The sequence below is a fragment of the Paenirhodobacter huangdaonensis genome, from assembly GCF_004022465.1.
Lineage (GTDB): Bacteria > Pseudomonadota > Alphaproteobacteria > Rhodobacterales > Rhodobacteraceae > Rhodobacter > Rhodobacter huangdaonensis.
This window is the reverse complement of the sequence record NZ_SAVA01000006.1, coordinates 40,741-60,217: the sequence shown is the minus strand read 5'-3', so window position 1 is coordinate 60,217 and position 19,477 is coordinate 40,741. Positions and strand designations below refer to the sequence as shown.

The 19,477-nt window shown below is 70.5% G+C and carries 21 protein-coding genes and 1 tRNA gene; 15 read left to right on the top strand and 7 right to left on the bottom strand.

Annotated elements, in window-relative coordinates; translation table 11 throughout:
- Nucleotides 1-66 precede the first annotated feature (66 nt).
- Nucleotides 67-285, bottom strand: a complete 219-nt coding sequence (locus EOW66_RS11290; RefSeq protein WP_113899731.1) for a hypothetical protein — start codon at nucleotides 283-285, stop codon at nucleotides 67-69.
- A gap of 173 nt (nucleotides 286-458) precedes the next feature.
- On the opposite strand from EOW66_RS11290, the gene EOW66_RS11285 reads away from it, so the two are divergent.
- The 7 genes from EOW66_RS11285 to EOW66_RS11255 all read left to right on the top strand — a co-directional run bounded on the left by EOW66_RS11285 (nucleotide 459) and on the right by EOW66_RS11255 (nucleotide 6,424).
- A complete protein-coding gene (locus EOW66_RS11285; RefSeq protein WP_164881102.1) occupies nucleotides 459-839 on the top strand; it encodes an HU family DNA-binding protein in 381 nt (126 codons plus the stop codon).
- 19 nt (nucleotides 840-858) lie between these two features.
- Nucleotides 859-933: transfer RNA gene (locus EOW66_RS11280), tRNA-Val, on the top strand.
- A gap of 165 nt (nucleotides 934-1,098) precedes the next feature.
- Nucleotides 1,099-2,580 (top strand): FAD-linked oxidase C-terminal domain-containing protein, encoded by a 1,482-nt coding sequence (locus EOW66_RS11275; protein ID WP_128156459.1) that lies wholly within the window; start codon nucleotides 1,099-1,101, stop codon nucleotides 2,578-2,580.
- 11 nt (nucleotides 2,581-2,591) lie between these two features.
- Nucleotides 2,592-3,662 (top strand): FAD-binding protein, encoded by a 1,071-nt coding sequence (locus EOW66_RS11270; RefSeq protein ID WP_128156458.1) that lies wholly within the window; start codon nucleotides 2,592-2,594, stop codon nucleotides 3,660-3,662.
- Entirely contained in the window at nucleotides 3,662-4,945 is a 1,284-nt protein-coding gene (gene glcF, locus EOW66_RS11265; RefSeq protein ID WP_128156457.1) for a glycolate oxidase subunit GlcF, read from the top strand. The genes EOW66_RS11270 and glcF overlap by 1 nt, the downstream gene beginning before the upstream one ends.
- 59 nt (nucleotides 4,946-5,004) lie before the next feature.
- The gene (locus EOW66_RS11260; protein ID WP_128156456.1) at nucleotides 5,005-5,784 is read left to right on the top strand and encodes a trypsin-like serine peptidase; all 780 of its coding nucleotides are present in this window, start codon (nucleotides 5,005-5,007) and stop codon (nucleotides 5,782-5,784) included.
- A 160-nt stretch (nucleotides 5,785-5,944) separates the two neighbouring features.
- On the top strand, nucleotides 5,945-6,424 hold the full coding sequence (locus tag EOW66_RS11255; protein ID WP_128156455.1) for an Hsp20 family protein: 480 nt from the start codon (nucleotides 5,945-5,947) through the stop codon (nucleotides 6,422-6,424).
- 60 nt (nucleotides 6,425-6,484) lie between these two features.
- Here EOW66_RS11255 and modC read toward each other — a convergent pair whose 3' ends face one another.
- The 4 genes from modC to EOW66_RS11235 all read right to left on the bottom strand — a co-directional run bounded on the left by modC (nucleotide 6,485) and on the right by EOW66_RS11235 (nucleotide 9,455).
- Nucleotides 6,485-7,570, bottom strand: coding sequence for a molybdenum ABC transporter ATP-binding protein (gene modC / locus EOW66_RS11250; RefSeq protein ID WP_206363693.1), 1,086 nt, complete (start codon nucleotides 7,568-7,570; stop codon nucleotides 6,485-6,487).
- The gene (gene modB, locus EOW66_RS11245) at nucleotides 7,567-8,262 is read right to left on the bottom strand and encodes a molybdate ABC transporter permease subunit (protein ID WP_128156453.1); all 696 of its coding nucleotides are present in this window, start codon (nucleotides 8,260-8,262) and stop codon (nucleotides 7,567-7,569) included. The genes modC and modB overlap by 4 nt, the downstream gene beginning before the upstream one ends.
- Nucleotides 8,263-8,266: 4 nt before the next feature.
- A complete protein-coding gene (gene modA / locus EOW66_RS11240) occupies nucleotides 8,267-9,007 on the bottom strand; it encodes a molybdate ABC transporter substrate-binding protein (RefSeq protein ID WP_128156452.1) in 741 nt (246 codons plus the stop codon).
- Between the two features lie 64 nt (nucleotides 9,008-9,071).
- Nucleotides 9,072-9,455, bottom strand: a complete 384-nt coding sequence (locus EOW66_RS11235; RefSeq protein WP_128156451.1) for a winged helix-turn-helix domain-containing protein — start codon at nucleotides 9,453-9,455, stop codon at nucleotides 9,072-9,074.
- A gap of 105 nt (nucleotides 9,456-9,560) precedes the next feature.
- On the opposite strand from EOW66_RS11235, the gene EOW66_RS11230 reads away from it, so the two are divergent.
- The 5 genes from EOW66_RS11230 to EOW66_RS11210 all read left to right on the top strand — a co-directional run bounded on the left by EOW66_RS11230 (nucleotide 9,561) and on the right by EOW66_RS11210 (nucleotide 15,327).
- Nucleotides 9,561-10,751, top strand: coding sequence for an MFS transporter (locus EOW66_RS11230; RefSeq protein WP_128156450.1), 1,191 nt, complete (start codon nucleotides 9,561-9,563; stop codon nucleotides 10,749-10,751).
- A 9-nt stretch (nucleotides 10,752-10,760) separates the two neighbouring features.
- Nucleotides 10,761-11,798 carry a glycosyltransferase family 4 protein gene (locus EOW66_RS11225; protein WP_128156449.1) on the top strand — a complete coding sequence of 346 codons (1,038 nt, stop codon included), beginning with the start codon at nucleotides 10,761-10,763 and terminating at the stop codon, nucleotides 11,796-11,798.
- Nucleotides 11,795-12,412: a glycosyltransferase family 29 protein gene (locus EOW66_RS11220; RefSeq protein WP_128156448.1), complete on the top strand. Its 618-nt coding sequence runs from the start codon at nucleotides 11,795-11,797 to the stop codon at nucleotides 12,410-12,412. The genes EOW66_RS11225 and EOW66_RS11220 overlap by 4 nt, the downstream gene beginning before the upstream one ends.
- 69 nt (nucleotides 12,413-12,481) lie before the next feature.
- Entirely contained in the window at nucleotides 12,482-13,504 is a 1,023-nt protein-coding gene (locus EOW66_RS11215; RefSeq protein ID WP_113899717.1) for an aspartate-semialdehyde dehydrogenase, read from the top strand.
- A gap of 239 nt (nucleotides 13,505-13,743) precedes the next feature.
- Nucleotides 13,744-15,327 (top strand): DUF4139 domain-containing protein, encoded by a 1,584-nt coding sequence (locus EOW66_RS11210; protein WP_128156447.1) that lies wholly within the window; start codon nucleotides 13,744-13,746, stop codon nucleotides 15,325-15,327.
- Nucleotides 15,328-15,395: 68 nt separating this feature from the next.
- Here the strand turns inward: EOW66_RS11210 and EOW66_RS11205 are convergent, their stop codons facing one another.
- Complete coding sequence (locus EOW66_RS11205; protein ID WP_113899715.1) at nucleotides 15,396-16,046, bottom strand: carbonic anhydrase; 651 nt, start codon at nucleotides 16,044-16,046, stop codon at nucleotides 15,396-15,398.
- Between the two features lie 187 nt (nucleotides 16,047-16,233).
- Between EOW66_RS11205 and EOW66_RS11200 the strand changes: the two genes are divergently transcribed.
- From EOW66_RS11200 to EOW66_RS11190, 3 genes are all read left to right on the top strand, one after another.
- Nucleotides 16,234-16,608: a hypothetical protein gene (locus tag EOW66_RS11200; RefSeq protein WP_128156446.1), complete on the top strand. Its 375-nt coding sequence runs from the start codon at nucleotides 16,234-16,236 to the stop codon at nucleotides 16,606-16,608.
- Between the two features lie 107 nt (nucleotides 16,609-16,715).
- Entirely contained in the window at nucleotides 16,716-18,116 is a 1,401-nt protein-coding gene (locus EOW66_RS11195; protein WP_239017567.1) for a leucyl aminopeptidase family protein, read from the top strand.
- Nucleotides 18,113-18,943, top strand: coding sequence for a C40 family peptidase (locus tag EOW66_RS11190; protein ID WP_128156445.1), 831 nt, complete (start codon nucleotides 18,113-18,115; stop codon nucleotides 18,941-18,943). The genes EOW66_RS11195 and EOW66_RS11190 overlap by 4 nt, the downstream gene beginning before the upstream one ends.
- Here EOW66_RS11190 and EOW66_RS11185 read toward each other — a convergent pair.
- Nucleotides 18,940-19,287: a DUF2794 domain-containing protein gene (locus EOW66_RS11185; protein WP_113899826.1), complete on the bottom strand. Its 348-nt coding sequence runs from the start codon at nucleotides 19,285-19,287 to the stop codon at nucleotides 18,940-18,942. The two genes, EOW66_RS11190 and EOW66_RS11185, sit on opposite strands and share 4 nt — an antisense overlap.
- Nucleotides 19,288-19,477: the final 190 nt, after the last annotated feature.

Here is a 19,477-nt window from a genome sequence, read left to right as displayed (position 1 = left end):
CGGAAAAATGAGAACGCGCCCCGTGAGGGGCGCGTTTTCGTTTCAGCCGGACATTGATCGGGTGGGTCAGCTCCCGGCGCCGCTGGTCGAGCTGCTCGACGAGCCGCCGGCGGCGACGGCAAGCGCGAGCAGCAGCACCGCGGGCACGACCAGCGCGGGATTGCTGGTCGAGGGCGCGGCCACGACCACGGGTTCGGTCTCGATGATGGGTTTTTCGTAACCGCCGGCAAACGCAGCGGGAGCAGCGAAGGACAGGACGGTAGCAGTCAGCAACAGTTTGCGCATCGGAACTCCTTAGTGGTTAGGTGGGATCGTCTCCGAAGCGTGCGGGCATCTTGCCCTTCGGTCAAGAATTCATGCCGCGAGCGCGAAAGATTTCGCGATCGTCCGCGTTTGGGTGCTGGATCGGCGTGTTTCTGCACCATACTCTGACCTCGAATCAGTTGCGAGAGGCGCAGATGACCAGTTCCATGACGCAAGAGTTTGCCGAAGACGACATGCCCGACGACGCGGCGGAGGCCGAGGCCGGTCCGACGCCGGCGGAAGAGGGCGGTGCGAGCCTCGTGCTCCGCAAGAAGGATTTTGTCGAGCGCGTCGCGCTTGCCGCCGGGGTGAAGAAGGGCAAGGTGCGCGAGATCACCGATGCCGTGCTGCAGGTTCTGGGCGAGGCGCTGGCCAATGGCGAAAGCCTGGCCATCCCGCCGCTTGGCAAGCTGCGCGTGACCAAGCACGCCGGCAAGGACGGCGATCTGCTGCAGATCAAGCTGAAGCGGATCGAGGCCGGCGGCAAGAAGGGCGAAAAAACCGGCGATGCCCCTCTTGCAGAGGCCGAGGAGTGACGCTAGAAGCCACTCCACCGGGCGATTAGCTCAGCGGTAGAGCGCTTCGTTCACATCGAAGATGTCAGCGGTTCAAATCCGTTATCGCCCACCAGAATTCTGCCGGCCCCCTCGCGGGGCCGGTTTTCGTTTCGGGACCCCGCCGCTGCGTCGCAGCCGGCGGGGTCTTGCATTTCAGGGGCGGCGAAACCTCCGGCTTGATTTCCGCATAAATTGGTTATAATTTTTGACCAGTGGAGGGGCCAGTGGAGGGGATTGCATGGACATGCCGGTGCCAGCCGCGCGGGTGCTCGCGCGCAAGCCAGAGATCGTGGCGCGGTTGCGCGCGGTCCTGCCCGCCGATTCGGTGATCGACGACCCGGCCGAGACCCGCGCCTATGAATGTGATGCGCTCTCGGCCTGGCGCTGTGCACCGCTCGCGGTCGTGCTGCCGCGCACCACGGCCGAGGTCGCGGCGGTGCTGCGGGTCTGCCGCGAGGAGGGCGTGCCGGTGGTGCCGCGCGGCGCCGGCACCTCGCTTGCCGGTGGCGCCATGCCCACGGCCGATTCGGTGGTGCTGGGGCTCGCGCGGATGACCCGGGTGCTCGAGGTCGATTTCGAGAACCGCTTCATCCGGGTCGAGGCCGGGCGCACGAACCTGTCGGTCACCGCGGCGATCGAGGGCGAGGGCTGGTTCTATGCCCCCGACCCCTCGAGCCAGCTTGCCTGCGCCATCGCCGGCAATATCGCGATGAACTCGGGCGGGGCGCATTGCCTGAAATACGGGGTGACGACGAACAACCTGCTGGGCGTCACCCTCGTTACCGGCGCGGGCGAGGTGATCGAGCTCGGCGGCCCGTTCTGCGATGCCGCGGGGCTTGATCTGCTCGGCGTCGTGTGCGGCTCGGAAGGGCAGCTGGGCGTCGTCACCGAGGCGGTGCTGCGCATCCTGCCGAAGCCCGAGGGCGCGCGGCCGGTGCTGATCGGCTTTGCCGCGAACGAGATCGCCGGCGCCTGTGTCGCCGACATCATCCGCGCCGGCATCCTGCCCGTGGCGATCGAGTTCATGGACCGGCCCTGCATCGAGGCGACCGAGGCCTTCTGCGCCGCGGGCTATCCCGAGTGCGAGGCGCTGCTGATCGTCGAATGCGAGGGCAGCCCGGCCGAGATCGCCGAGCAGCTGGGCCTGATCCGCGAGATCGCGCTGCGCCACGATCCGGTCGAGGTCCGCGAGGCGCGCGACGCCGAGGAGGCGCGGCGGATCTGGCTCGGCCGCAAGTCGGCCTTCGGCGCGATGGGGCAGAAGGGCGATTACATCTGCCTCGACGGCACGATCCCGGTGAGCGCGCTGCCCGAGGTGCTGCGCGGCATCGCCGCGCTTGGCCGCGATTTCGGGCTCGAGGTGGCGAATGTGTTTCACGCGGGCGACGGCAACATGCACCCGCTGATCCTTTACGATGCCAACACCCCGGGGCAGCAGGAGCGGGCCGAGGCATTGGGGGCCGAGATCCTGAAGCTGTGCGTGGCGGCGGGCGGCTGTCTGACCGGCGAGCATGGCGTGGGCGTCGAGAAGCGCGACCTGATGGCGGTGCAGTTCACCGCCGCGGATCTCGAGGCACAGATGCGGGTGAAGGATGTCTTCGATCCGCCCTGGCTGTTGAACCCGGCCAAGGTGTTTCCGCTCGCTGCAAGTGCCGGGCGGCGCGCGGGCGGGGCGTCCCGGGGCGCTGCCCCGGACCCCGAGGTATTTGGGCCAAGATGAAAGCAGGGGCGATGCGGGTCGAAAGCGAGGCGGAGCTGGTCGAGGCGGTGCGCGGCGCGCGCGCGCCCTTGCGCGTGGTCGGCGGCGGCACGCGGGGCGAGGTCGGGGCCGGGGAGCGGCTTCAGATCGCGATCTCGGGCGTCCGGCTTTACGAGCCGGGCGCGCTGACGCTGATCGCCGGGGCGGGCACGCCGCTTTCCGAGATCGAGGCCGCGGTCGCCGCCGAGGGGCAGCGGCTGCCCTTCGAGCCGCCGCGCTGGGGCGCGCTGCTGGGCCTTGCGGGGGAGAGCACGATTGGCGGGGTCGCCGCCGCGAATGTCTCGGGGCCGCGCCGGGTGCAGGCCGGGGCGTGCCGCGACAGCCTTATCGGGCTGCGCTTTGTCGACGGCGCGGGCATTGCGGTGCAGGCCGGCGGGCGGGTGATGAAGAACGTCACCGGCTATGATCTGGTGAAATTGCTGGCGGGCAGTCGCGGCCGGCTTGGGGTGTTGAGCGAGGTGGCCTTCAAGCTGCTGCCGGCGGCGCCCGCGCAGGCGACGGTGCGCGCCGGGGTGCCGCTGGCCGAGGCCGGGCGGGTGCTGGCGGCGGCGCTGGCCTCGCCTTTCGACGTGTCGGGGGCGGGCTGGCTGCCGGGGCAGGGGGCGGTGGTGCGGCTCGAGGGGCTCGAGGGCTCGGTCGACTATCGCGCCGGGCGGCTGGCGGCATTGCTTGCGCCCTGGGGGGCGCGGATCGAGCGCGAGGGCTCGGCCGCGATCTGGCGCGATCTGGCCGAGGTGCGGCCCTTTCATGGCCGTGCGGGCGACATCTGGCGGTTTTCGGTGAAGCCCTCCGAGGCCGCGGCACTCGCCGCGCGGCTGGGCGGCGAGGTGGTGCTCGACTGGGGCGGCGGGCTGATCTGGGCGCTGCTGCCCGAGGGCACGGACGCCCGGGTGCAGGCCGCGCCCTACATCGGCCACGCCACCTGCCTGCGCGGCCGCGCGCCCGGCACCGAGCCCGAGGCCGCCGCCGTCGCGGCGCTGAGCCGCGCGCTGCAGGCGCGCTTTGACCCGCGCGGCATTCTCGATCCGGAAAGGGCCGGCTGATGCAGACCTCCTTCACCCCCGAGCAGCTGGCCGACCCGGGCATCGCGCGCGCGAACGAGATCCTGCGCGCCTGCGTGCATTGCGGCTTCTGCACCGCCACCTGCCCGACCTATCAGGTGCTGGGCGACGAGCTCGACAGCCCGCGCGGCCGGATCTACCTGATCAAGGACATGCTGGAGAGCGGCCGGCCGGCAGATGCGAAGACCGCGCGCCACATCGACCGCTGCCTGAGCTGCCTTGCCTGCATGACGACCTGCCCTTCGGGCGTGCATTACATGCATCTGATCGACCATGCCCGCGCCCATGTCGAGCGCACCTTCCGCCGGCCCTGGCACGAGCGCGCGCTGCGCTTCGTGCTGGCGAAACTCGTCCCCTATCCGGGCCGCTTCCGGCTGGCGCTGCACGCGGCGCGGATCGCCCGGCCGCTGGCCCGCCATCTGCCCGATGCGCGGCTGCGCGCGATGCTCGAGATGGCGCCCGCGCGCCTGCCGCGGCCAAGCCCGAACGACCGCCCGCAGGTCTTTGCCGCGGAAGGGGAGCGGCGCTTCCGCGTGGCGCTGCAGATCGGCTGCGCGCAGCGCGCGCTTGATACCGATATCAACGACGCGACGATCCGGCTGTTGCGCCGGATCGGCTGCGAAGTGGTGGTGCCGCGCGGGCTGGGCTGCTGCGGCGCGCTCAGCCATCACATGGGCCGCGCGGGCGAGGCCCATGTGCAGGCGGCGGCGAACATCCGCGCCTATGGCGCCGCCGGGCCGCTTGACGCGATCATCCTCAACACCTCGGGCTGCGGCACCACGGTGAAGGATTACGGCCACATGTTCCGGGATGACCCGCTGGCGGCCGAGGCGGCACAGGTGGCGGGCCTGGCCTGCGACGTGACCGAGTTCCTGGCCCGTGCCGGCCTTCCTGCGGGCGCGCCCAAGGGGCTGCGCGTTGCCTATCACGCGGCCTGTTCTTTGCAGCATGGCCAGCAGGTGAAGACCGCGCCGAAGGATCTGTTACGGGCGGCGGGCTTCGAGGTGGTCGAGCCGCCCGACAGTCATCTGTGCTGCGGTTCGGCCGGCACCTACAACCTGCTGCAACCCGGGATCTCGGCCGAGCTGAAGCGGCGCAAGGTTGCCACGCTCGAGGCGACGGCGCCGCAGGTGATCGCGGCGGGCAACATCGGCTGCATGCTGCAGATCGGGTCGGGCACCGGGCTGCCGGTGGTGCACACGGTCGAGCTGCTGGACTGGGCGACGGGCGGGCCCTGCCCGCGGGCGCTCGCGAAAACGCCTTAATGTCGCCGCAGGAAATCTCTAGAAGCGGACACTATACCCAGCCCTTTCACGGATCTCCGATGCGCCGCCTTGCCAGAGCCCTTGCCGCCCTCGCCCTGCTTGCCGGGCCGGCCGCGGCGTTCGAGAGCGGGCTCAAGCTTCTGGCGACCGGGGCGGAGGGCCGGGGCTGGGAGGCCGTCGGCCGGCTCGACCTCGGTCGTGGCAGTTTCTGCACCGGCACGCTGATCGCCCCCGACATGGTGCTGACCGCGGCGCATTGCCTTTACGATCCCCGCTCCGGGCAGATGATCCCGGCCGGGCAGATCGAGTTCCGCGCCGGCTGGCGCAATGGCCGCGCCGTCGCCTATCGGTCTGCGCGGCGGGCGATGGCGCATCCGTCCTATCTCTATCAGGGCCCCGACCGGTTCGACCGTGTCGCCTGGGACCTGGCCCTCGTGCAGCTCGACGCGCCGATCCGGCTGCCGCAGGTGCAGCCCTTCGCGCTCGACCGCGGGCCGGGGGAGGGGGATCAGGTCGGCGTCGTTTCCTATGCCCATGACCGGGCTGAGGCGCCGGCGCTGCAATCCATGTGCGAGGTGCTCAAGCGCGAGGCGGGGGTGGTGCTGATGAACTGCAGCGCCGATTTCGGCTCGTCGGGGGCGCCGGTCTTTGCCATGCGCGAGGGCGAGCCGCGCATCGTCTCGATCGTCTCGGCGAAGGCCGAGCTGCGCAAGGAGCCGGTTTCGCTTGGCGCGCTGGTCGACGGGGTGACCGATCTCGAGCAGGCGATGGCGCGCCGCGAGACCCTGCCCGAGACGCGGGAAACCCGCACCAGCGGGGCGAAATTCATCCGCCCCTGAGGGGGGCCGATTTTGCCGGCGGGCCCCGGGCGCGGCCCTTGAAACGCGCCATCCCCCTTCCCAGATTCTCCTCACCGGGGTGCCATGACGGGCCCCGGCAATCCCATGCCCGGCCCCGTCGGGGCGGGCGCAACGACATCGCTCAAGTGAGGATGACTCCATGCGTACCTTTGATTTTTCGCCGCTTTACCGCGCCACTGTCGGCTTCGACCGGGTGGCCGACATGATGGATCGGGTGCTTGCCGCCGATGTGGCGCAGCCGACCTACCCGCCCTATAACATCGAGAAGACCGACGAGAATGCCTATCGCATCTCCGTCGCCGTCGCGGGCTTCGGCTCGGACGAGCTGAGCGTCGAGCTGCGCGAAGGCGCGCTGATCGTCGCCGGTCGCAAGACCGAGGAGGCGGGCGAGACCACCTTCCTGCATCGCGGCATCGCCACCCGCGCCTTCGAGCGCCGCTTTGCGCTCGCCGACCACATGAAGGTCACCGGCGCCTCGCATGCCGACGGCATGTTGCACATCGACCTTGTGCGCGAGGTGCCCGAGGCGCTGAAGCCGCGCCGGATCGAGATTGCGGGCTCGACGATGGTCGAGGCGAAGCCCGTCGAGACGGTCGAGGCGAAGCCGCTGAACGCCTGATCGCGGTGACCGGATGAACGGAGCGGGGCGCGGGGGGAGGCCTCCGCGCCCCGTTTCATGTCAGCCCGCACCCAGATCGTCGCGGCTGACCGCCACCGTCTTCAGAACCGCGTGGCAGGCAACGCCCGGGGCAAGGCCAAGCGCGGCGACCGAGCGTTGCGTCAGCAGCGCAAGCATTGCATCCGCGCCCATCCGCAGCCGCACGAAGGCGCGCCCGCCCGGCGCGGGCTCGATCCGCTCGACGATGCCGGGCAGGATGTTCAGTGCCGACAGCCCCTCGGGCCGGTCGCGCGCGAGGATCACGTCCGAGGCGTGGATCCGCAGCCGCAGCCGGGTGCCGGGCGCGCCCGGGGCCTCGGCCACCCAGACCGGCCCGGTGGCGGTCTCGAGCCGAACGAGCCCGTCGGGCGCGGTCTCGCCCACCGTGGCGGGCAGCACCGTGCCGGCCTGCGTGCCGCCAAGGCGGGGGGCGAGCGCGGGGTCCGACAGCACCTCGGCCGCCGGCCCGGCGGCAAGCACCCGGCCGGCGTCGAGCAGCACCACGGTCGAGGCGAGCCGCGCCACCTCGCCGATCGCATGGCTGACGTAGAGCACCGGCAGCCCCGCATCGCGCAACCGCTCGATGAAGGGCAGGATCTCCTCGCGCCGCGCCGCATCGAGGGCGGCGAGCGGCTCGTCCATCAGCAAGAGCCGCGGCTTCGACAGCAGTGCGCGGCCGATCGAGACGCGGGCCTTCTCGCCGCCAGAGAGCGCGCCGGGGCGGCGCTCGAGCAGCGCGCCGATGCCGAGCATCGCGATCACCTGGTCAAAGCCCGGCCCGGCGGCGGTCGTCGGTGCGAAGCGGGCGCCGTAGAGCAGGTTCGAGCGCACCGAAAGATGCGGGAATAGCCGCGGCTCCTGAAAGACATAGCCGACCCGGCGCCGGCGCGCGGGCAGGGCGATGCCGCGCTCGGTATCGAGCAGCACCTCGCCCTGCGCGACGACGCGCCCGCGGACGGGGCGGAAGAGGCCCGCGACGGCGTTGACGACCGTGGTCTTGCCCGCGCCGGAGGCACCGAAAAGCGCGGTGACGCCGGCGGGCGCAGTGAAGGCGACATCGACGGCGAAACTGCCGAAATCGTGGCTGAGCGACACCTCGAGCATCACGCGCCCCCGATCCGTTTCGCCACGCGCCGCGCCACCGCTTCCGAGATCAGCACCGCGGCAAGCGCCACTACGACCGAGACCCCGGCCAGCCGCGCCGCCTGCAGCTCGCCGCCCGGGATCTGCAGGAACGAGTAGATCGCCGAGGGCAGGGTCTGGGTCTGGCCCGGGATGTTCGACACGAAGGTGATGGTGGCGCCGAACTCGCCCATGGCCTTGGCGAAGGCGAGGATCGCGCCGGCCAGCACCCCGGGCAGGATCAATGGCAGGGTGACGGTGGCGAAGACCGCGATCCGCGGGGCGCCGAGCGTCGCCGCGGCCTGCTCGAGCTTCGGGTCGACCGCCTCGAGCGCCAGCCGGATCGCCCGCACCATCAGCGGAAAGCCCATCACCGCGGCCGCAAGCGCCGCGCCGGTCCAGCGGAAGGCGAAGACAAGGCCGAAGACGTCATAGAGAAAGCCGCCGATCGGCCCCTTGCGGCCGAAACTCAGCAGCAGCGCATAGCCCGTCACCACTGGCGGCAGGATCAGCGGCAGATGCACCAGCGCATTGAGCAGCCACAGCCCGGGCAGTCGGCTGCGCGCGAGCAGCAGTGCCACGCCGATGCCGAAGGGCAGCGAGGCCGCCACGGCGACCGTGGCGACCTTGAGCGACAGCAGAACCGCCGTCCATTCTTCCGGGCTGAGAAAGCTCACCGGCTCACTTCACCTCGAAGCCCTGCGCCTCGAAGACCGCGGCAGCCTTGGGCGTGCCGAGGTAGTCGAGGAAGGCCTTCGCCTCGGCGGGGGCGGGGCCATCCCTGAGCAGCGCGACGGGGTAGGTGATCGGCTTGTGGCTGTCTTCGGGGAAGGTGGCGACGACATGCACCTTCGGTTCGGCCGCGGCGTCGGTCTTGTAGACGATGCCATAGGGCGCCTCGCCGGTCGCGACGAGGGCGAGTGCCGCGCGCACGTTGTCGGCCTGCGCCACCTGCGGTTCGATCTTGTCCCACAGCCCCAGGAAGGTCAGCGCGGCCTTGCCGTACTGGCCCGCCGGCACGGAATCGACGAGCGCCATGGCGAGCTTGTGATCGCCAAGCACCTCGGGCAGCTTGGGCAGATCGACCGGCGCCTCGCTGTCCGAGATCAGCACCAGCGTGTTGCCGAGCAGGTCCTTGCGGCTGTCGGGCCGCACCATGCCGGCCTTCTCGACATCGTCCATCCAGGCGACCGAGGCCGAGATGAACATGTCGGCCGGCGCGCCGGCGTCGATCTGCTTCGCCAGCGCGGAACTTCCGGCATAGGAGATCACCGGCTTGGTGCCGGTCTCGGCGGAGAAGTCGGCCGCGATCGTGTCGAGCGCGGTCTTCATCGAGGCGGCGGCAAAGATCACCGGATCGGCGGCAAGAACAGGGGTCGCGCCGGCCAGAAGCAGGCCGAGGGCGAGGGATGCGAGACGCATGGGGACCTCCGGGTCGCGTTATGTTTGCGCGACCATAACCGCCGCCCGTCACGGGCGGCAAGCGTTATTTCCCGTCGGGAATATCCCTTTCCGCTGCCTCTGCCGCGCCGTCGCGCAGCCGCGCGCCGATCGCCGCGATCTCGCCCGCGCCGCCCGCAAGCAGCCGCGCCAGAAGCGCGCGATAGTCGGTCAGCACGGCCTGGCCCGTTGTGGTCAGCTGCGCCCCGCCGCCATGGGCGCCACCGCGCGCGCTGAGCACCAGCGGTTCGGCGAAGGCGTCGTTCATCTCCTCGACCAGGCTCCAGGCGCGCTTGTAGCTCATCCCCATCCGCCGCCCGGCGGCCGAGATCGAGCCCTCCTCGGCGATCGCCTGCAGCAGATCGGCCTTGCCCGGCCCGAAGACCAGCTTGCCGTAATAAAGCCGCAGCGTGGCGCGTGTCAGGTCCATCGGGTCCTCCTGTGCCCATCCTGTCGCGTTCGGCCAGCGCCGGCAAGCCGCCCTCTTGCGCCGCCCTGCCGCTTCGGTCAGCTTGACCCGCGAGGGGGAGTAACCATGCGCATGACGATTGTTTTCCTGCTGGCAGCCTATGTTCTGAGCCAGTTCTACCGGGTGTTTCTGGCGGTGCTGACGCCGGTTCTGGATGCCGAGCTCGGGATCAGCGCCGAGGAGCTGGCGCTGGCGCTCGGCTTCTGGTTCGCGGCCTTCGCGGCGATGCAGATTCCGGTGGGCAGCGCGCTCGACCGCTTCGGGCCGCGGATGACGACGGCGCTGCTGCTGGGCCTCGGCGGCGCCGGGGGCGCGGCGCTCTTCGCCACGGCGCAGGGGCCGGTGCAGATCCATCTGGCGATGGCGCTGCTGGGCTTTGGCTGCTCGCCGGTGCTGATGGCGGGGTATTACGTCGTCGCCCATGCCTTCCGCCCGGCGCTGTTCTCGATCCTCGCCGCGGCGCTGCTGGGCGGCGGCAGTCTGGGCAACATCCTTGGCGCGGCGCCGATGGCGGCGGCGGTCGAGGCCTGGGGCTGGCGCGCGGTGATGTGGGGGCTGATGGGCACGACGCTCGTCGTCGCGGCGGGGCTGGCGCTTTTCGCGCGCGACCCGGCGCGGGCCGAGGGGCATGGCGCGCGCCGCGGCTCGCTTCTCGACGTGCTGCGCAACCCGGGCTTCCTGCTGATCCTGCCGCTTGCCTTCACCAACAACGCCGCCTCGGCCGGCATCCGCGGGCTCTGGGCAGGCCCTTGGGCGGGCGAGGTGCATGGTGCCGACGCGCTGACGATCGGCCATGTCACGCTGGCGATGAGCCTCGCCATGGTGCTCGGCAATTTCGTCTACGGCCCGGCCGACCGGGTTCTTGGCAGCCACAAGCGGGTGGTGCTGGTGGGCAACCTGTGCCTGTGCCTGGCGCTCGCCGTGCTGGTCGCGGTGCCCGGGATGTCGCTTGTCGGCGGCGCCGTGGCGCTGGCCGCGGTGGGCTTCTTCGGCAGTTCCTACCCGGTGCTGATGGCGCATGGCCGCGCCTTCTTCCCGGCGCATCTGGTCGGCCGCGGCATGACGGTGCTGAACCTGCTGTCGATCGGCGGCATCGCGGTGGCGCAATTCGGCACCGCGCCACTCTTCCGGGCGGCCTCGGCCGGGGGCGACGTGACCTTCGCCTATGGCATGCTGTTCCTCTTCTTCCTCGTGCCGCTGGTGCTCTCGCTTGCCTTCTACCTCTTCGCGGCAGACAAGCCCGTGGCACTGGACTAGAAAGACCGCATGAAGACGTCCCTTCCCGACCCGATCGAGGTCATCGCACCGAACCTGAAACGCCGCCTGTCGGGGGTCACCGCCACCATCGCGCGGCTGGTGCCGGTGCAGGCGCGGATGATCGGCATCGTCACCACCGGCCCCGGCCTGCCCGCTGCGCTGCCGCATGTGCCGGTCTGGCGGCTGCCGCTGCTGCCGCGCCGGCGCCGGGTCTGGCATGCGCGGCGCAACACCGAGATGCTCCTCGGGCTGGCGCTGAAGCGCCTCTTCGGGATGGAGCTGAAGCTCCTCTTCACCTCGGCCAGCCAGCGCCGCCACACCGGCTATACGAAATGGCTGATCGGGCAGATGGACGACGTCGTCGCCACCTCGTCGCGCACCGCGGCCTATCTCGAGCGCCCGGCGCATGTGATCTTGCACGGCATCGACACCCAGGGGTTCACCCCGCCGCGCAGCCGCGCCGCGTTGCGCGCCCGGCTCGGCCTGCCCGAGGGGGTGCTGGTCGGCTGCTATGGCCGGATCCGCGCGCAGAAGGGCACCGATGCCTTCGTCGACGCGATGCTGTCGCTGCTGCCGACCCGGCCCGGCGTCACCGCCCTGGTGATGGGGCGTGCGACCGAGGGGCAGGGGGCCTTCCTCGACGGGCTGAAGGCGAAGGTGAAGGAGGCGGGGCTGGAAAACCGCATCCTCTTCCCGCCCGAGGTCACCGTCGACCGGATGGCCGACTGGTATCGCGTGCTGGACCTCTACGTCGCGCCGCAGCGCTGGGAGGGCTTCGGCCTCACCCCGCTCGAGGCGATGGCCTGCGGCGTGCCGGTGGTGGCGACCCGCGTCGGCGCCTTCGAGGAGATCGTCACCCCCGAGACCGGGGCGCTGGTCGATCCGGGCGACATCCCGGCGCTCGCCGCCGCCTGCGCGCCCTTCCTCGACGATGCCACCCGCCGCACGGCGGCTGCCGAGGCCGCCCGCGCCCATGTCGAGGCGCGCTTCCGCATCGAGACCGAGGCGGCGGCGCTGGTCGCGCTTTATCGCGACCTGCTGGCATGACCCGGCTCGGCTTCCTTCTCGCCCGCACCCTGCGCCGTGAGGCGCCGCTTGCCGCGCTCTCGGTGCCGCAAGGCGCGTTGCTGGCCGCGCTTGCCGGCCGCTCGGTCGCGCTGGTCGGCAATGCGCGTTCGCTCGCCGGGACGCAGCACGGCGCGGCGATCGACGGCCATGACCTCGTGGTGCGGATCAACCGCGCGCCGATGCCCGCGGCGCAAAGCCACGGCACCCGCACCGACTGGCTGGCGCTCGCGACCGCGCTGCCCGCGGCCGATCGGGCCCGGCTGCACCCCGGCCGCTACCTGTGGATGAGCCACAAGCGCAAGCGGCTCGACTGGCAGACGGCGACGAGCCCGGGGTTTTACCTGCATCCGCGCGCCGATTACGCCGGGCTGAAGGCGCGGCTTGGCGCGCAGCCGACGACCGGGGCGATGCTGATCGAGCTTTTCGCACGCTCGGACCTGTCGCGCCTGACGCTCTTCGGCTTCGACTTCTTCGCCTCGCTGTCGCTTTCCGGCCGGCGCACGGCCGAGCAGGTGCCGCATGACTTTGACGCCGAGGCACAATTTGTCGCGGCTCTGATGGCGCGGGATTCGCGCATCAGCCGCGCGATTTGAGCGCAATTCCCTTCCCAAGCCAGCGCTTTTCCGATATGGCCTGCCTGCTTTGAGCATGGAGGTCCCAAGATGGGCTATAAAGTCGTCGTCGCGGGCGCCACGGGCAATGTGGGCCGCGAAATGCTGAACATTCTCGCCGAGCGCGAGTTTCCTGCTGATGAGGTTGTCGCTCTGGCTTCGCGCCGGAGCCTTGGCACTGAGGTCAGCTACGGCGACAAAACCCTGAAGACCAAAGACATCGAAGGCTTCGACTTCACGGGCTACGACATCGCGCTTTTCGCCATCGGCTCGGAGCCGACGAAGAAGTATGCGCCGATCGCCGCCTCGCAGGGCTGCGTCGTGATCGATAACTCGTCGCTCTACCGCTACGACCCGGCGATCCCGCTGGTGGTTCCGGAAGTGAACCCGGAAGCGGTCGAGATGTACAAGAACAAGAACATCATCGCGAACCCGAACTGCTCGACCGCGCAGCTCGTCGTCGCGCTGAAGCCGCTGCATGACCGCGCCAAGATCAAGCGCGTCGTCGTCGCGACCTATCAGTCGGTCTCGGGCGCGGGCAAGGAAGGCATGGACGAGCTGTGGGAGCAGACCAAGGCGGTCTACAACCCGACCAAGGACGTGCCGCCGAAGAAGTTCACCAAGGAGATCGCCTTCAACGTGATCCCGCACATCGACGTCTTCCTCGACGATGGCTCGACCAAGGAAGAGTGGAAGATGGTCGCGGAGACGAAGAAGATCGTCGATCCGAAGATCAAGCTGACCGCGACCTGCGTGCGCGTGCCGGTTTTCGTCGGCCATTCGGAAGCGGTGAACATCGAGTTCGAGGAATTCCTCGACGAGGACGAAGCGCGCGACATCCTGCGCGAGGCGCCCGGTGTCATGGTAATCGACAAGCGCGAGAACGGCGGCTACATCACGCCGAAGGAATGCGTCGGCGACTATGCCACCTTCATCTCCCGCATCCGTCAGGACAGCACGGTCGAGAACGGCATCAACCTGTGGTGCGTCTCGGACAACCTGCGCAAGGGCGCGGCGCTGAACGCGGTGCAGATCGCCGAAACCCTCGGCAACCGCTGCCTGAAGAAGGGGTGAGCCGCGGTCGGGGTGCCATGCACCCCGATCAAACGCTCCGGTGGAGCGTTTGAAGCGGCGAACGCCCGCAGCGCAAGCGCAGGGCCGGGTGCCTTTGGCGAACGCCCGCAGCGCAAGCGCAGGGCCGGGCCTTGCTCCTCCGAACTTCTGACCTGAACGTGAGGGCGCCGTGAACCGGCGCCCTCTTGCTTTTGCGCCGCCCCCCGGCGACCCTGCGCGGGAAAGTCGGAGGAGTTTCCATGCGTTCCCTTTTCATCGCGCTTCTTGCATCCACCGCTCCCGCGGCGCTGTTCGCGGCCCCGGTCGAGCTGCCCGCCACCGTCACCGCCGTCACCCTGTTCGCGCAAGGCGCGCAGGTCACCCGCACCGTCGCGGTGCCCGCGGGCGGCGAGATCCTCGTTCCGAACCTGCCCGACGGCACCGATCCGGCGGCGCTGCGCGTCACCGGCACGGGGCTTGCGATCGGCGCCGTCACGCTGATCGACGAGCGCCAGCCCGCGGCGGCGGAGGTCGTCTCGCCCGCCCTTGCCGCGGCGCGCGAGAAGGTCGCTGCGCTGACCGAGGCGTTGGCCGCAAAGCAGGACGGCGTCGCCCAGATCCGCGCCAAGGCCGAAGCGGCGCGGGCGAAGGCCGAGTTCCTCAAGGGGCTCGACACCGCGAACACCGCGCCCGCCGATATCGCCAAGCTCGCCCAGACCGTGGCCGAGGGTGTGCTGGCCGCAAGCGGCGAGGCGATTGCCGCCGAGGCCGAGGTGCGCCGCGCCGAGGTGGCACTGCAACCGGACCGTGACGCGCTCGAAGCCGCGCAGAAGGCGCTTGCGGCGCTCGAGCACCCCGAGAAGGGCAGCGATTCCCTGCTGGTCACCGCCACGGGGGCGGGCACGCTGACGATCACCACCTTCGTGCCCGACGCGGGCTGGACGCCGAGCTATGACCTGCGCCTTGACGGCACGGCCGGCACGCTCGCCATCGACCGCTTCGTCTCGGTCCGGCAGGCGACGGGCGAGGACTGGACCGGGGTCGATCTGACGCTGTCGACCGCGCGTCCCTCCGACCGCACCGATCCGTCCGAGCTCTGGCCGCAGCTTTTGCGGATCGGGCCCGAGCAGCCGGTGGGGGCGTTGGCGAAGTCGGCGATGCGCGAGGCCGACAGTTTCGCGATGCCGATAGCCGTGGCCGCGCCGATGCCGATGACGCTCGAGATGCAGGGCGAGACGGTGACCTACCGCTATGCCTCGCCCGTCGACATCCGCGACGGGGTCGAGAACCTGCGCCTTGGCCTCGACACGCTCGAGCGCCCGGCAAAGGTGCTGGCCGAGGCGGTGCCGGCGCGCGACGACACCGCCTATCGCGTCGCCGAGGGCACCAACACCGGCGCCGAGGCGCTGCTGCCCGGCGCCGCGACGCTGTTCGTCGATGGCGCGGTCGTGGGCACCGCCCAGATGCCTGCGGTGGCGGCCGGCGCGCCGTTCCGCATCGGTTTTGGTGCGATCGACGGGCTGCGGCTGAAGCGCCTTGTGCCCGAGGCGAACGAGGGCGACCGTGGTCTGATCTCGAAGTCGAACGAGCGGCGCGAGGTGGCGCAGATCTCGGTCGAGAACCTGACCGGGCGCGACTGGCCGGTGCGGCTGATCGACCAGGTGCCCTATTCCGAGCAGGAGGACCTGAAGATCGACTGGAGCGCCACGCCGGCGCCGACGGCGACCGACTGGACCGACAAGCGCGGGCTGCTGGCCTGGGAATTCGACCTCGGCGCCGGCAAGACCCAGGCGGTGAAGCTGGAAACCACGATCCGCTGGCCGGCCGACCAGGTCCTGCAGTGACATGAAAAAGGGGCAGCCCTGCGGCTGCCCCGGTTTCGCTGCGGTGCCGGCCGGTGCGGGCGGCGCCGTCAGATCTGTTCGAAGATCCCGGTCTCGGGGTTGTACTGCTCGAGCCCGCCCGAGCCGATCTCGTGCCACAGCCCGTGCAGCGTCATGTTACCCGCCTCGATCGCGGTGCGGACGAAGGGGAAGGTCATCAGGTTCTCGAGGCTGGTGATCACCCCCTGCTTCTCGAGCGCCTCGATCTGCGTTTCCTCGGGCAGCTCCTTCACCTCTTCATAGGCAGGGCGCAGCAGGTTCAGCCAGGTGCCGACGAAGGAGGTCTTTTCCTCGAGCTCGGGGGCGTGGCCGGTGCACATCGCATGGCAGCCGTGCACGCCGCCGCATTGCGAATGGCCGAGCACGATCATGTGGGCGACCTTGAGCGAGGTCACCGCATATTCGACCGCGGCCGAGGTGCCGTGGTGGTCGCCGTCGGGGTTGTAGGGCGGCACCAGGTTGGCGATGTTGCGGTGGCTGAAGAACTCGCCCGAGTCGGCGCCGAAGATCGAGGTCACATGGACCCGCGAGTCGCAGCAGGCGATGATCATCGCGCGCGGGCGCTGGCCCTCGTCGGCGAGGCGTCGGTACCAGGCGCGGTTTTCCGTGTAGGTGGTCGCCTTCCAGCCATGGTAGCGGCTGACCAGATACGAGGGCAGAGGCCGAACGTGTTCCTTCATCGTCATCCCCATTGATTGCGAGGCCCTAGATAGGCTGAGCCGGGGCAGAGTGCGAGAAAATTTTCGTCCGCGCCATTCTTTGGCCAAGGTCTCAATGTTTTCTTGAGGCATCCCTGCCAATGTGGCTGTGGGGACGGCGGCGCGCGCCGCAGGGCTGCGCAACGTGGGAAGGAGGATGGCTTTGGCAATGGTATCCTGGATCCGGATCGAAGAGGGGGTGCGCGTCGATCCCGATCGCGTGCTCAGACTGGCGGCGCGGCTTGGCCGGATCGACGCCGCGCATCTGATCTCCGCCACAAGTCAGGATCTGATCGAGCAGTTCGCGCGGATCGAACTGGCGGTCCGGCAGCAAGAGCCGCAGCAGATCGCCTGGACCGCGGTCGAGGTCGAGCGGCTGGCGGATCAGGTCGGAATGATCGGGCTGGCGCGGGTGGCGCGCGATCTGCAGCACTGCTGCATGCGCGACGACCGCCCGGCACAGGAGGCGGTCGCGGCGCGGCTGATGCGCATCGGCGCGCGCTCGCTTGCGGCGATGGGGTTGCTGGCCGGGCGCCGGGGCTGATCCCGGCCGATCATCGGCAGCCGGTGCGGGCCGGGGGTTGCGGTGGCCGATGCCGGCGCTACCCTTGCGGCGCGGGGCGGCGCGCTCCGCCCTGTCCGGAGACCGAGATGACCGACGCCCCTATTTCTGACCACCCCGAGATGCGTTTCGCCCCCGCCGATGCCGCGGCCCTGCCGTTGTGGCTGGTGGAAAGCGGCGCCGATCTGCCCGCCGATCTGAGCCCGGCGCAGCGCGCCTTCGCACAGGCGCAGGGCTTCGGCGGCGCGGCGGGCACGCTGTGCCTGCTGCCGGGGGCTTCGGGGGCGCTCGACGGGGCGCTCTTCGGTTGGGGCAGCGCTGAGAAACGCCGCCGTGGCCGCTTCCCGCTGGCCCGTGCCGCGGCTGCGCTTCCCGCAGGTGCCTGGCGTCTGGCGACCGACCTGCCCGAGGCCGAGACCGAGGCGCTTGGCTGGCTGTTCGAGGGCTATCGCTTCGGCCGCTATGCGCCGGCGACGGTGCCCCGGGCGCGGCTCGTCTGCCCCGCGGGCGTCGATGCCGCGCGGCTCGAGGCGATTGCCGCGGGCGAGGCGCTGACCCGCGACCTGATCAACACGCCGCCGAACGACATGGGGCCCGACGAACTCGAGGCCGCGGTGCGGGCGCTCGCGGGTCGTCACGGGGCGACGGTGAGCGTGATTGCGGGCGACGATCTGCTGGCGCAGGGCTATCCGCTCATTCACGCCGTCGGCCGGGCGAGCCCGCGCGTGCCGCGGCTGATCGAGATGAGCTGGGGGGCCGAGGGGCCGGAACTTGCGCTGGTCGGCAAGGGCGTGTGCTTCGACACCGGCGGGCTGAACCTGAAGCCCGGATCGTCGATGGGGCTGATGAAGAAGGACATGGGCGGGGCGGCGACCGTGCTTGGCCTTGCCGCGATGATCATGGCGCTTGCGCTGCCCTTGCGGCTGCGGGTGCTGATCCCGGCGGTGGAGAATGCCGTCTCGGGCGCGGCGTTCCGGCCGCAGGACATCTACACCTCGCGCAAGGGGCTGACGGTCGAGATCAACAACACCGACGCCGAGGGGCGGCTGGTGCTGGCCGATGCGCTGGCCGCGGCCGACGAGGCCTGCCCGGACCTGATCCTGTGCATGGCGACGCTGACCGGCGCCGCCCGCGTGGCGCTCGGTCCCGAGGTGCCGCCCTTTTACACCGACGATGACGCCCTTGCCGCGGCGCTGGCCGGGGCCGCGGGGGCGGTCGCCGATCCGCTCTGGCGGATGCCGCTGTGGGAGCCCTATGAGACGCTGATCGAGCCCGGCATCGCCGATCTCGACAATGCGCCCTCGGGCGGCATGGCGGGCTCGATCACCGCGGCGCTGTTCCTGCGCCGCTTCGTGACCGAGACCGGGCGCTTCGCCCATTTCGACATCTACGGCTGGCAGCCCGTGGCGGCGCCCGGCCGGCCGAAGGGTGCGGTCGGGCAGGGTGCACGGGCGATCCTCGCCGCGCTGCCCGGGGTGCTCGGTCTGTGAACGACCGGCGTCTGACCCCGTTCTCGGGCCGCATCGCGCTTGAAACCCTGCGCGGGCAGGTGGCGGCCGAGGCCTTCACCGAGGGCGAGCCCGCGCGCATCCTCCGGCCGGTGGTCGACCTCAGCCCCGAACCCGGCGCGCTGCGCGACCGGCAGCTGATCTTCGGCGCCGCCGTCACGGTGATCGAGCGGCGCGCGGGGGCGGCCTTCGTGCAGGCCGCGGCGGACGGCTATTGCGGTTGGGTGCCCGCGTCGGCGCTCGGGGCCCCCGCCGCGCCGACCCATGTCGTCAGCGCCGCCGCGACCCATGTCTATCGCGAGGCCTCGATCAAGCGTGGCGAGGTCATGGCGCTCAGCCTTGGCGCGCGGCTTGCGGTGCTCGGGGCTGACGCGACATTCCTGCGCATCGCCGAGGGCTTCGTGCCGCGTCCGCACGCCCGCCCGCTCGACCCGCCCGAGACCGACCCGGTCGCGGTGGCCGAGCGGCTGCTGGGCACGCCCTATCTGTGGGGCGGCAATTCGCGCGAGGGGATCGACTGCTCGGGCCTCGTGCAGGTCGCGCTTGCCCTGTGCGGGCGGGCCTGCCCGGCCGATTCCGACCAGCAGCGCGGCGCCTTCGGCCCGTTCCTGCCCGCGGGCACGGTGCCGCAGCGGGGCGATCTGTTCTTCTGGAAGGGGCATGTCGCCATGGCCTGCGATGCCGAGGTGCTGATCCATGCGAACGGCCACACGATGAGTGTGGCGCATGAGGGCATCGGCGCCTGTCTGGCGCGGATCGAGGCGGCGGGAGAGGGGCCCTTCCTCGGGCTGAAGCGGCCCGGCGCCTAGTCGACCGGGCGGATCAGCTTGCGTTCAAGCACGCGCAGCACGGTGGCCAGATCCTGCCCGCGCTTCAGCACCTGCCCGTCCATGCCGATCACCGCATACATCCCCTGCCGGTTGCGCAGGGCGGGGCGCTTCTCGATGCGGTAGAGCGGGTTTTCGGCGGCGCGGCGGAAGACCGCGAAGATCGCCACGTCGCGCAGGAAGCTCATGCCATAGTCGCGCCATTCGCCGGCCGCGACCATCCGGCCGTAAAGGGTGAGGATCGCGCCGAGCTCCTGCCGGTCGAAGGCGATCTGCTGCGGGGCAGAGGGCTGGGCGGGAAAGGGCGTGGGCGACTGGACCGTCATGACGAAAGGGTGACACCGCGGCGGCGGCAAATCAAGCCCGCCGCGCGGCGCCTGCGCCATGAAATCGCCGTGAAATAGCCCGCAAAAGACCTGTTCCTTCGCCGCAATCCGGCCGCGATTGTCGCGGAGGATCGGGGCAGCGGAAAACGCTGTCTCCCGGGGATGCGATCGAAAGCCCCCACCCAGTTCG